Here is a 12242-nt window from a genome sequence, read left to right as displayed (position 1 = left end):
GTCCGTTCCGCTCAGAACATGCTGAGCAGCTGCTCCACCGTGGGCTCCGCCGTCCCCTCGCCGTCGGGCAGGTCCAGTTCGAACCAGACGGTCTTGCCGCGCGGGGTGCGGCGCGAGCCCCAGGAGGAGGAGAGCAGCCCGACGAGCTGGAGGCCGCGGCCGCCCTCGTCGGTGTCCCGGGCCCTGCGGCGCCGGGGCTGGACGAGGCCGGCGTCCCAGACCTCGCAGACGAGGGTGCGGTCGCGGAGCAGCCGCAGCCGGATCTCCCCCTCGCCGTAGCGCAGGGCGTTGGTGACGAGTTCGCTGACGAGGAGTTCGACGGTGTCGATGAGCGGTTCGAGGTCCCAGGCCGTGAGCTGGGCGCGGGCGAGTTCGCGGGCCCGGCCGACGGAGCGGGGTTCCCTGGGGAGCCGCCAGTCGCCGACGGCCTCGCTGGGCAGCCCCTGGATCCTGGCCATGAGGAGGGCGATGTCGTCCTCGCCGTGCCGGGTGTTGAGGCTGGTGAGGACCCGGTCGCAGACGTCCTCCAGGGGGCGGGCCGGGTCGGTGAGGGCGCGCCGGAAGGCCTGGAGGCCTTCGTCGAGCGGGTGGTCGCGGGATTCGACGAGGCCGTCGGTGTAGAGGGCGAGGAGGGCGCCCTCGGGGAGTTCGACCTCGACCTCCTCGAAGGGTTCGCCGCCGACGCCGAGCGGCATCCCCGGGGGTACGTCGAGGAGCAGGGCCTCCTCGCCGGGTTCGACGAGCACCGGCGGGAGGTGCCCGGCGTTGGCGAAGGTGCAGCGGCGGGTGACCGGGTCGTAGACGGCGTAGACGCAGGTGGCGAGGTAGACCTCGGCGAGTTCGGGGCCCCGGTTCTTGTGGCTGCGGGACTGCTGCGCGCCGATGGGGGCGCCCAGGCCGCGGGCGATCTCGTCGAGGTGGGAGAGGACTTCGGCGGGCTCCAGGTCGAGCTGGGCGAGGGTGCGGACGGCGGTGCGGAGTTCGCCCATGGCGACGGCGGCGCGCAGGCCGCGGCCCATGACGTCGCCGATGACGAGGGCGGTGCGGTGGCCGGGGAGTTCGATGACGTCGAACCAGTCGCCGCCGACCTCGGTGGCGGCGGTGCCGGGCAGGTAGCGGCAGGCGATGTCGAGTCCGGCGGCCTCGGGGTCGCCGGGCGGGAGCAGGCTGCGCTGGAGGATCAGGGCCCGCTCGTGCTCGCGGCGGTAGAGGCGCGCGTTGTCGATGCAGACGGCGGCGCGGGCGGCGAGTTCGACGGCGAGGGCCCGGTCGCGCTCCCCGAAGGGTTCGCTGCCCTTCGTACGGGAGAACTGGACGAGGCCGACGAGGGTGTCGTGGGCGACCATCGGGACGACCAGGGTGGACTGGACGAGGTCTCCTTCGGAGCCGGGGACCGTCCGGACGCGTCCGGTGCGCAGGGCTCCGGCGCAGGGCGAGTTGAAGGGGTAGCGGTGGACGGCGCCGACCTCGATGGGGACGGGGCCGCAACAGCCGCTGCCGGGGCCGTGGCCCTCGTCGGTCCTGAGGGGGGTGTCGGAGACGGCGCTGGCGAAGGCGACCCTGCGGAGCTCGGCGCTGCCCGCCCCGTAGCCGACGTCGTGGGAGTTCCCCCAGCGGCCGGGCGGTGCCTCGTCGCCGGTGAGCAGGCCCTGGTAGAGGTCGACGGAGGCGAGGTCGCAGAAGCCGGGGACGGCGACGTCGAGGAGCTCGCGGGCGGTGGCCTCCAGGTCGAGGGAGTTGCCGATGCGGGCGCCGGCCTCGTTGAGCAGGGCGAGGTTGCGGCGGGCGCTGGCGGCCTCCCTGGCCGCGTTGTGGCGGCGGGTGACGTCGATGCCGAGCCCGGCGACGCCGATCGGCCGGCCGGAGCCGCTGTGCACGCGGTAGAGGTTGATGGACCAGTGGCGGCGGTCCCGGGCGCCGGGCGCGGCGCCGACGATCTCGAAGTCGGTGACGGACTCGCCGGTCTCCAGGACCCGCCGGAGGGCGGCGGTCATCCGGTCGGCCTCGGCGCGGCCCAGGTAGTCGTGGACGGTACGGCCCCGGTGGTCGTCGGCCTCGCCGCCGAAGACGGTGGCGAAGCGCCGGTTGGCCCGCTTCACGGTGAGGTCGGTGCCGAAGAGGAGGAAGCCGAAGGGGGATTGGCCGAATATCGCCTGGGAGGCGGCGAGGTCGGTCTCGATACGGCGCAGGGCGCGCACGTCGACGACGATGCACAGCGCGGCCCGCTCCCCGGTCGGGGTCTCGCTCGGCATGACGTACATCTCGGCGATGCCGCGGGGCCGGTCCTCGCCGGGCACGCGGAACGGGACGAGGCCCGTCCACTCCTTGCCGTCGAGGATCTCCTTGACCCGGCGGTGACCGTGCCGACGCAGGTCGGCGGGCATGAAGGCCTCGACGGGGTCCTTGCCCACGGCCTCTTCCGCGGTCACCCCGAAGAGGTCCACGGCCCGTCGGCTCCACTGCTCGACGAGGCCGTCGGGCCCGATCGAGAAGGACGCCACACGGATGTAGTCATAGAGGGAGCCGGGCGGGCTGCTCTGCCACACGACGCCGCTCGCCGTCCCAGGTATCTCGCTCACGCGACCGTCCCCTCCAGCTCACCGCACCGGACCGGCCATGCCCGCAGTATTCAATACGGCGGGCCCCGACGGCACGACGTTCACGATCACAGGGTGGTCTCGTTCGTCCCTCGTCGAGTACCGGTGATCGTTGTCCCACCCTGTTTACTCACCAGGGAGAGCCAGCTCGAACCATACGGTTTTGCCCGTCCTTCCTCTACGGGTCCCCCAGCGGCGTGCGGAACAGGCCACGAGACCGAGGCCGCGGCCCCCTTCGTCCTCGGGTCCGGGGGCCCGCTCGGTCGGCGGATCCGGAAGCGGATCGGAGACCTCCACCAGGAGCGCCGGCGGATGCGCCGGGTCGGCGCCGTCGGCCTGGGGACGGACGAGCCGGACCCCGATGGGCCCGGAGGCGTACCGCAGGGAGTTGGTCACCAGCTCGCTGACCAGCAGGACGGTCACATCGCCGAGGGCCTTGTCGAGCTCCCAGGCGCGCAGGGTCTCGCGCACCGCATGACGAGCCGTGCGCACGGCGTTCGCCTCCGCCGGGAAGTTCCACTCCACGCGCTCGCCGCCGGTGTCGATCACACCCGATCACTTCCCCAGCCGTGCGTCAGCAGGAAGGTCCACACCCTCCCCAAGGGACCATTCTGGACATACCCGATATTTGGGGCGGGATATCCCGCCGGAGCGTCAGCGGGCGCACGGTGGCACGAACGGCGTAGGGGGCCCGACCGCGCGCTCCGCCCCGAATCCCGGTCACGCGCCCCGTCGGCGGAGGCCGCCGGGAGTCTCAGTCGCGCGCTCCCCCGGCAGGGGCCGCCGGGAATCTCCGTGCCGCCTCGGCGACGGCGGGGCGGTCCTGGTCGAGCCAGTCGACGGAGTCCAGCTCGTGCCGGGTGAGCCAGCGGAGCTCGTCGTGGTCCTCCAGGGGGCGCGGTTCGCCGGAGAGCAGCCGGGCGGTCCACACCCGCAGGACGTATCCGGGCTTCAAGGGCCACTCGCCGGGGATGCGCTCGCCCGGCTCGACCTCCACGCCGAGCTCCTCCCGGAGCTCGCGGACCAGGGCCTCCTCCCCGCTCTCGCCCGGTTCGAGCTTGCCGCCGGGCAGTTCCCAGCGGCCGGCGAGCTCGGCGGGGGCGCTGCGGCGCGCGGCGAGCAGCCGCCCCCGGTCGTACAGGGCGCCCGCGACGACGACCACGACGCCGGCTCCGTGTCCGGGGCCGGCGTCGCGCGGGGGCTCGTGGGGTGCGGCGGGGTCGGTGATGCGTTCCGTCATGGGCGCGAGCGTAGCCCGGCCCGGTCGGCGCCCGCCGGGGTCAGAGGGCGGGGGTGCCGATGCGCTCGACCCAGTAGAGCTGCTTGTGGCCGCGGTCGTCGAGACTGTCCGCGATCTTCTGGGCCTCTTCCCTGGTCGCGTACCGCCCCACCCGGTAGCGGTTGCCGTTGTCGTCCTGCCGTATGACGAGCCAGGGAAGGACGGGGCCGCTGTCGGTCATCAGGCTTCTCCCTCCGCCGGTCCGGGCGCCTCTAAGGATCTCCGGGAAACCGCAATCCGCATATGCCGGAGCTTACGCCTGACCTTCACGCAGCGGATACGGGTTTTCACAAAGAGGCACGGATCGGCCGGGAACCGATGGAGGGAGGCCGAAGGTCACGCCCCGGGCGCCGCCGCGGGGACGGTCGGCACCGGCATCAGGACGGGGCCGCCTCCGGGGTCCTTGCGGCAGGCGTCGCCGCACGTGGCGTCGAGCGAGCAGCACAGGGAGCAGACCGGGCCGGACCGCACCGGGCAGTCGGCGATGTCCGGCAGTTCGTAGGCCGTCTCGCACTCGGCGCAGGCGTGGGTCGCCCGCTCGTCGGAGACCTCGGCGCCGGGGCCGTTCACCGTGTTGGGGCGGGCCAGGTAGTAGCGGCCCCCGGTCGCCCAGGCGATGAGGGGACAGAGGACGACGGCGAGGCCGGCGGCGATGAAGGTGGAGAACGCCTCCGCGTAGGTGCCGAAGAGGCCGAAGAAGGCGAGGATCGAGACGACGGAGGCGATGACCATGGCGCCGAAGCCGGCCGGGTTCACGGCGTACAGGTAGGCGCGCTTGAACTCGATGTACGGGGGGCTCCAGCCGGCCCGCTTGTTGATGACGAGGTCGGCGGCGACGGCCGCGATCCAGGCGATGCCGACGTTGGAGTAGAACCCGAGCAGCTTGTTCAGGGCCGCGAACATGTTCATCTCCATCAGCGTCAGCGCGATGGCGAGGTTGAGGAAGATGTACCAGACGCGTCCGGGGTGCCGGTGGGTGACGCGGGAGAAGAAGTTCGACCAGGACAGCGAGCCGCTGTAGGCGTTGGTGACGTTGATCTTGATCTGGGAGACGATCACGAAGAGCGCGGCGGCGGGCAGCGCGAACGAGCCGAGCCAGGGCCTGAGCGCCTCGATCTGCGGGGCGATCGGCTCCAGGGCATGGGTCTTGCCGACGGCCTCCAGGGCGACGAAGGCGAGGAAGGCGCCGCCGAGCTGCTTGGCCGCGCCGATGACGACCCAGCCGGGACCGGCGGCGAGCACGGCGAGGTTCCAGCGGCGCTGGTTCGCCTCGGTCTTGGCGGGCATGAAGCGCAGGTAGTCGGCCTGCTCGCCGATCTGGGCGATGAGGGAGAGCGCGACGCCGGTGCCGAGACCGAAGCCGATCCACGAGAAGCCCGCGCCGGCTCCCTCCGTACCGCCGAAGGAGGCGAAGGCGCCCCAGGCGTCGGGGGCTTCGAAGGCGAGCACGACGAAGGGCAGCACCAGGCCGACGAGCCAGATCGGCTGGGTCCAGGCCTGCACCTTGGCGAGGGCGCCCATGCCGCGGAAGACGATCGGGATGACGATCAGGGTCGTGACGAGGTAGCCGGCCTGCACCGGGAGGCCCACGGCCTGGTGCATGGCCTGGGCCATGATCGAGCCTTCGAGGGCGAAGAAGATGAAGGTGAAGGAGGCGTAGATGAGCGAGGTGAGCGTGGAGCCGAAGTAGCCGAAGCCGGCGCCGCGCGTGATGAGGTCCATGTCCAGGCCGTAGGTGGCGCAGGCACGGGCGATGGGGATGCCGGTGAGGAAGATGAGCGTGGCGGCGGTGAGGATCGAGGCGAGGCCGCTGCCGAAGCCGTAGGTGAAGACGATCGAGGCGCCGATCGCGAAGTCGGCGAGGTACGCGATGCCACCGAGCGCGGTCCCGGCGACGGTCCCGGGCGACCAGCGCCGGAAGGAGTGCGGGGCGTACCGCAGGGAGTAGTCCTCGCGGCTCTCGTCCGCGGCCAGCCTGGCGTAGCTGCGGCGGGGCCCGGCGGGCGCTTCTTGGTCCGGGGTGGGTGGGGTGACCGTTTCCGTCATGAGGGTTCCTGTCGTCCGACCGGGTCGCGGGTACGGAGGAGGAAGGTAGGAGCCGCTCGTGACGGCGGCGGACGGCGCGCGATTGCCGATCCGTTACGCGAACTGACGCCCCGTTAACTCCTGGTCACGGCGCCCGGACGCCCGACCCCGCTGAACGGTCACCGACGGCACCGACCGCGCGTCACCCCGGCGTCCGACCCTCGACCCCGCCCTCGGCCCCGCCCCTCGACCCCGCCTCTCGGCACCCGGCACCCGGCACCCGGCGTCATCTCACCGGCAGGTGGTACGTGAGGCGGTAGCGGTCGGCCGGGACGACGACGTCGGCCGTCTCGACGGCGCGGCCCGAGGCGTAGTACGTCCGCTCCACGACCATGACCACGTGCCCCGGCACCCCGCCGAGGGCCAGGAGTTCCTCGGCGAGTCCGGGCCGGGCCCCGACCTCCTCCACCACGTTGTCGACGACCACGTCGATGGCCGCCATGCGCTCGACGACGCCGCAGCCGCCGAGGGGGCCCTCCTCGGGCAGCATGACCGGCGTCCGACCGGTGACGGCGAGCGGCTCCCAGGAGGTGGAGACCATCATCGCCTCCCCCCCGTCCCGGTACACGTACCGCGTGCGCATCACCCGCTCCCCCGGCTCGATGCCGAGCCGCTCGGCCACCTCGACGCTCGCCGGCTCCTGCGTGCTGCGCGACTCCCAGGTGCCGCGGACCCCTTCGGCGGCCTGCTCCTGACGGAAGGGACTGGCGCCGGACGCGGGGCGGTAGCCGGAGCGGGCGATCCGGCGCGGCACGGGCCGCTCGCGCACATAGGTGCCCGAGCCCGAGCGCCCCTCCACGAGCCCCTCGGCCATGAGCACCTTGCGGGCCTCCAGCGCGACGGTGTCCGACACCCCGTACTCCTCGCGGATGCGCGCCTGCGAGGGGAGGCGGGTATGCGGCGGAAGCGAGCCGTTGGCGATCTTCTCCCGCAGATCGCTCGCCACGCGCAGGTAGGCGGGCTGCTCACCGAACGTCACTGGACACTCCCCTCAGGTTGACTGACAGCTACAGCCTGACAACCGACGGTCGCGATCCGCAAGCATGGGCCAGAGTTTCACTCGAAGTGATGAAAGCTCCGGCTACCCACGGTCACACCGGAGCACCCCGAATCACCCCGGAGCGCTCCGAAGTACCCCCGGAGCACCCCGAGCGCCACGGAGCGCCCTTCCGGAGCTCAGACCTGGGTGCCCTCGCCCTCCGGCGGCGCGCCCGTCAGGCCGAGCGCGGTCCGCGCGTCCGCGCCGAGGTCCTCGGGAAGGGCGTCCCAGGCGGCGTCGTACGCGTCCCAGTAGGCGTCCGCGTCGGTCGCCGAGGCCAGCTCGGCCCAGCGCTTCGAGGCCGTGGCGAGCTCCTCGCGGAGGTCCGCGACCGGAGCCGCGGAGTCACCCGGCCAGGAGCGCCGCCCCAGGCCCGCGCGGGCCGTGTCGATCGCCTTCAGGAGCTCCCCGGCCCAGGCCTTGTTGGCCTCGAAGTCCTCGTCCGGGTCGTCCTCCGGCTCCTGGTAGCCGACCGTCTCGATCGGGTTCACGATCGTCAGGAAGGAGCTCTGGTCGGCGGTCAGGGTGGACCTGTCGGAGCGCACCGAGCCCGAGAACGGCTTCTTCCCGCTGCCGAACCCGCAGATCACCGAACGGTCGCCGAGGCGCCAGGTCTCCTTGCTGGGCAGGTAGTAGTGGATCCAGACGTCCTTCGGGATCGCCCAGGTGTCCATCGCGTACGCCGAGTTGATCGTCTCGCAGCGCTTCTGGGCGAGCTCGTCGACCGCCTCGTCGCCCGGCCACGCGTCGGCGCCGGCCATCTTGAAGGTGCCGGTGACCTCGCCGTCGTGCGGGCGTGCGCAGTCGACGACCGTGACCTTCGTCGTGTACTTCTTCGACCTGCCCTCGTCGTTGAAGCACTGCCCGGTGCGCAGCGAGGACGGCGACTTGGCGCGGGAGGCCCCCTCCACGCCCTTCTGGAAGCCGTCCCACGCCGCGCCGATGCCGCCGGTCGCGAGCCCGACGACGAGCAGCAGGCAGCTGAGGGCGGAGAGCACGATGCCGGCGATCGCGAACCCCTTGCCCGCCTGACCCCTCTTCTTGATCTGCGGGAGGGCGACGAGGCCCAGGATCAGGCCGAGGGGCGGGAGGCAGCAGACGACGCCGGAGACGAGGGAGCCGATGGCGAGACCGTTGGTGGTGCGCGGCGGCGTCCCGTAGGGGCCGGCGCCGGGCACGCCGGGTCGGCCGTACGGGGCGTACGGCATCCCCGGGGAGGTGTACGGGCCCGGGGCGGGCCACCCCTGCTGCGGCCCTCCCTCCGGGGACGGGGGCGGCGGCGGGGTCGGCTGGATCGGCTCCACGGGTACGGTGCTCCTGTTTCGGGGCGTGCGGCACGAACAAACGATCGGGCGCGCATCGTACGCGGGCCCGGGGAACGTCCGGGTACGCGGGGACGCCGAAGGGCGGCCGCCCGCAGGCGACCGCCCCGTGTTTCGGCGGTGGACCGGATTCGGCCGTGGATCAGAACTGCAGGGCCCAGGAGTCGATCTTCCCGGTGTCGTAGGTCGCGTTGTCGGTGACCCGCAGCTTCCACGTGCCGTTGGCGACCTCCGAGGAGGCGTTCACGGTGTACGTGGTGTTGATGTTGTCCGCGCTGCCGCCGGTGCCGAAGGCCTTCAGCGTGTACGCCGTGCCGTCGGGGGCGATCAGCTGGACCTGGAGGTCACCGATGTAGGTGTGAATGATGTTCACAGGCACCTGGAGGGTGGCGGGGGCGTTGCCCGTGACGCCGCTGACGGCGACCGGGGACTCGACGGTCGCGTTGTCGTTGATCGCGTAGTCCGCGGTGTTCTCGAACTTCGGGCCGGTGGGCGGCGGGGTGGAGCCGCCGCCCACGTAGAGCAGCTTGTTCGGGGAGCCGGTGCCGGGGCTGGTGACGACGTTCGGGGTGGCGGCGTTCGTCAGGGCCGTGGAGACCTGCGCCGGGGTCGCCGTCGGGTTGTCCGCCAGGTAGAGGGCGGCGGCGCCGGTGACGTGCGGGGTCGCCATCGACGTACCGGAGATGGTGTTGGTGGCGGAGTCGCCGGTGTTCCAGGACGAGGTGATGGAGGAGCCGGGGGCGAAGAGGTCGAGGCCGCTGCCGTAGTTGGAGTAGCTCGCCCTGGCGTCGCTCGACGTGGTGGCGCCGACCGTGATGGCCTCGGCCACGCGCGCGGGTGAGTGGTTGGCGGCGTTGTCGGTCTCGTTGCCGGCGGCCACCGCGTAGGTGACTCCGGAGGCGATCGAGTTGCGGACGGCGTCGTCGAGGACGGAGTCGACGCCGCCGCCGAGGCTCATGTTGGCCACGGCCGGCTTCACGGCGTTGCGCGTCACCCAGTCGATGCCCGCGACGACCTGCTCGGTCGTGCCGGAGCCGGAGTCGTCGAGGACGCGGACGCCGACGATCTTCGCCTTCTTCGCGACGCCGTACGACGAGCCCGCGACGGTGCCGGCGACGTGGGTGCCGTGGCCGTGGCCGTCCTGCGCGGTGTTGTCGTTGTCGATGGCGTCGTAGCCGTAGGAGGCACGGCCGCCGAAGTCGCTGTGGGTGATGCGGACGCCGGTGTCGATGATGTACGCCGTGACGCCCTGGCCCGCGGAGTCCGGGTAGGTGTAGCCCTGGTTCAGCGGAAGGGCCTTCTGGTCGATCCGGTCCAGGCCCCAGGAGGGCGGGGAGGGCTGGGCGCCGTCGATGCGGAAGACGCGGTTCTGCTCGACGGACCTCACGGCGGGGTCGGCCGCGAGCTTGCGCGCCTGCGCCTCGGAGAGCTCGACGGAGTAGCCGTTGATCGCCGAGGTGTACGTCCGCTTGATCTTCGCGCCGAACTTGGCGGCGACGGCCCGGCCCTCGGCGGTCTGCGCCGGCGCGGAATCGTCGAGGGTGACGATGTAGCTGCCCGGGACGGTTCCCTCGGCCCCGGCGTTCTCGATGACGCCCGTGGGGGCGGCCGCCGCGGCGGCCGGGAGGGCGGAGAGGGAGCCGAGGGCGAGGGCCGCGACGGCGATGGCCGCGGCGGTGGCCGTCCGGCGGCGCGGTGCGCGCATCACTGACATGTGGGGGGTCCTCCTCGTGGGGGGTAAGGCAGGAGCACGACATGAATATGGCATGGGCATGTCAATACGACACGGAAGGACCGCGCCGTCTCGAACGCCCGGCTGCCGAGCGAAAGATTGACTGATCCATAGGAATCCCACAAGGGCCCCCGCAGGTCCGCAACACCCTTGCCACAGGCCTGACATGCTGCCCCTCATGACCGCCTACGCGTGCCCTCGCTGCCGGATCCAGTCCCCCGTCGACGCCCTCACCTGGTGCTGTCCGCGATGCCGCGGCCCCTGGGACCTCGCCTTCGAGAGTGCACCGGTCTCCCTCCCGTCACTCGCGTCACGTGTGAATTCCTTGTGGCGTTACACGGAGGCGCTGCCTCCGCTCCCCTACGGGCCCGAGCTGAGCCTCGGCGAGGGCCGCACACCGCTCGTCCGGCTCACCGGACCTGCCGACGATTCGGCCGCCGGCCCTGCTGCCGGTTCTGCCACCGGCTCGGTTTCGGCCAAGCTCGACTTCCTCATGCCGACCCTGTCCTTCAAGGACCGGGGCGCCGTGATGCTCGCCGCGCACGCCCGCCGCCTGGAACCCCGTACGGTCCTCGCCGACAGCAGCGGCAACGCCGGCACGGCGATCGCCGCGTACGGCGCGCGGGCCGGCCTCGACTGCGTCGTGTACGTGCCCGAGGGCACGTCCCCCAAGAAGCTGGAGCAGATCCGGGCGCACGGGGCCCGGATCGTCGAGGTGCCCGGCGACCGCGAGGCCACGGCCCGGGCGGCGCGCGAGGCCGCCGACGAGCCGGGCGTCTTCTACGCCTCGCACGTCTACAACCCGTACTTCCTGCACGGCACCAAGACCTACGTGTACGAGCTGTGGGAGGAGCTCGGCGGACGGCTCCCGGACACGCTCGTCGTCCCCGTCGGCAACGGCACCCTGCTCCTCGGCGCCGCCCTCGCCGTCGAGGAGCTGTACGGCCACGGGCTCGTCGAGCGCCGGCCCGCGCTCGTCGCCGTCCAGGCGGAGGCCGTGTCCCCGCTGGCCGCCGCCTTCCACGCGGGCGCGGAGGACCTCGCGGAACCGGCCGTCGCGCGCCCCACCCTCGCCGAGGGCATCGCCATCCCGGCCCCGCCCCGCGCCCGCCAGATCCTGCGGGCGGTCCGCGCGAGCGGCGGCACGTTCCTGACGGTGACGGAGGACCGTATCCGCGCCGCCCAGCGGGACCTGGCCCGCCGGGGCCTCTTCGTCGAGGCGACGGGCACGGCCTGCTGGGCGGCGGTGAACGCGGCTCCGCCCCGCCCCGGGCTCACGGTGGTGCCGCTGTGCGGGGCGGGGGCGAAGACGGGCCTGGTCCCCTGAGGGTCCTTCCCGTACGGATCAGAACTCGTCGGCGCCGTTGCGGAGCTCGTACGTCCAGTAGCCCGTCTTCGCGGCGGCCTCGTCGACCGCGAGGCCGCCGGCGGGGGCCTTGACGACGATGCTGCCCTCGGCCGGACCCTGGGGAGCGAAGAGGTTCACGTTGAACTCCTTCACGACCTTGTTGTCCTCGTGGACGCCGCCGAGCGCGATCCGCACGTTCGCGTAGGCGGGCATGCCGGCCTTCAGGACGATCTGCTCGCCCGGCTTGCTCTTCGCGACGGCCGGGATGTCCTTGGCGGTCTGGATCGGACCGAAGGCGATGAGCGGGTACTCCAGCAGGGTGCACGTACGGCCGGAGGTGTTGGTGGCGGTGAGGACGATGTGCTCCGTCGGGACCTCGTCCGCCTTCGCCGCCGTGACCTTGATGTCGCCGTAGGCGCAGGCGGGGGCCTTGTCGGAGCTCTTCCCGCCGGTGGAGCCGGTGGAGCCGGTGCTGCCGCCGGTGGAGGAGCCGGCCTTCGAACCGCCGGTCGTGGAGCCGGCCTTCGAGCCGCCCGTGGCCGAGCCGCCGGTGGCCGAGCCGCCCGTGGAGCCCGAGCCGCTCTTCGCGGCGGTCTGGTCCGCCGTGCCGCCGCCGGTCGTGCCGCTGCCACCCGTGGCGGCGGCGGACTGGGCGGAGCTCGCGCTGCCCGCGTCCTTGGCGCCCGCGGTGTCCCCGCCGCCGCAGGCGGTCAGGCCCAGCGAGAGGGCGGCGATGGCGGCGGCGGCCAGGACGGTGTTCTTGCGGTGGTTGCGCATGGTGGTTCTCCCCCGTTGACGCGATCGGCCGGCGCACGTGGTCCACGTGCGCCGCTGCACCTC

General features: G+C 72.7%; 10 protein-coding genes. 1 reads left to right on the top strand and 9 read right to left on the bottom strand.

Annotation, left to right across the window (positions count from 1 at the left end; all coding sequences use genetic code 11):
- Positions 1 to 11: 11 nt before the first annotated feature.
- The 8 genes from ACFYUS_RS02265 to ACFYUS_RS02230 form a co-directional block, all read right to left on the bottom strand.
- Positions 12 to 2579, bottom strand: a complete 2568-nt coding sequence (locus ACFYUS_RS02265; protein ID WP_388844664.1) for a SpoIIE family protein phosphatase — start codon at positions 2577 to 2579, stop codon at positions 12 to 14.
- Positions 2580 to 2723: 144 nt separating this feature from the next.
- Complete coding sequence (locus tag ACFYUS_RS02260) at positions 2724 to 3146, bottom strand: ATP-binding protein (protein ID WP_388844662.1); 423 nt, start codon at positions 3144 to 3146, stop codon at positions 2724 to 2726.
- 205 nt (positions 3147 to 3351) lie between these two features.
- The gene (locus tag ACFYUS_RS02255; protein WP_388844660.1) at positions 3352 to 3837 is read right to left on the bottom strand and encodes a (deoxy)nucleoside triphosphate pyrophosphohydrolase; all 486 of its coding nucleotides are present in this window, start codon (positions 3835 to 3837) and stop codon (positions 3352 to 3354) included.
- Between the two features lie 40 nt (positions 3838 to 3877).
- Positions 3878 to 4057 carry an SPOR domain-containing protein gene (locus ACFYUS_RS02250; protein WP_388844658.1) on the bottom strand — a complete coding sequence of 60 codons (180 nt, stop codon included), beginning with the start codon at positions 4055 to 4057 and terminating at the stop codon, positions 3878 to 3880.
- A gap of 155 nt (positions 4058 to 4212) precedes the next feature.
- A complete protein-coding gene (locus ACFYUS_RS02245; protein WP_388844656.1) occupies positions 4213 to 5922 on the bottom strand; it encodes a purine-cytosine permease family protein in 1710 nt (569 codons plus the stop codon).
- A gap of 265 nt (positions 5923 to 6187) precedes the next feature.
- Positions 6188 to 6940 carry a GntR family transcriptional regulator gene (locus ACFYUS_RS02240; RefSeq protein WP_388844654.1) on the bottom strand — a complete coding sequence of 251 codons (753 nt, stop codon included), beginning with the start codon at positions 6938 to 6940 and terminating at the stop codon, positions 6188 to 6190.
- A gap of 197 nt (positions 6941 to 7137) precedes the next feature.
- Entirely contained in the window at positions 7138 to 8304 is a 1167-nt protein-coding gene (locus ACFYUS_RS02235) for a DUF4190 domain-containing protein (RefSeq protein ID WP_388844652.1), read from the bottom strand.
- Between the two features lie 160 nt (positions 8305 to 8464).
- Complete coding sequence (locus ACFYUS_RS02230; protein ID WP_388844650.1) at positions 8465 to 10036, bottom strand: S8 family peptidase; 1572 nt, start codon at positions 10034 to 10036, stop codon at positions 8465 to 8467.
- A 184-nt stretch (positions 10037 to 10220) separates the two neighbouring features.
- Here ACFYUS_RS02230 and ACFYUS_RS02225 point away from each other — a divergent pair, with 184 nt between their 5' ends.
- Positions 10221 to 11381 (top strand): threonine synthase, encoded by a 1161-nt coding sequence (locus ACFYUS_RS02225; protein ID WP_388844648.1) that lies wholly within the window; start codon positions 10221 to 10223, stop codon positions 11379 to 11381.
- A gap of 18 nt (positions 11382 to 11399) precedes the next feature.
- Here the strand turns inward: ACFYUS_RS02225 and ACFYUS_RS02220 are convergent, their stop codons facing one another.
- Positions 11400 to 12179 carry a DUF4232 domain-containing protein gene (locus ACFYUS_RS02220; RefSeq protein ID WP_388844646.1) on the bottom strand — a complete coding sequence of 260 codons (780 nt, stop codon included), beginning with the start codon at positions 12177 to 12179 and terminating at the stop codon, positions 11400 to 11402.
- Positions 12180 to 12242: the final 63 nt, after the last annotated feature.

Source organism: Streptomyces sp. NPDC004284 (genome assembly GCF_042874035.1).
GTDB lineage: Bacteria > Actinomycetota > Actinomycetes > Streptomycetales > Streptomycetaceae > Streptomyces.
This window is presented reverse-complemented; position numbering and strand designations above follow the sequence as displayed.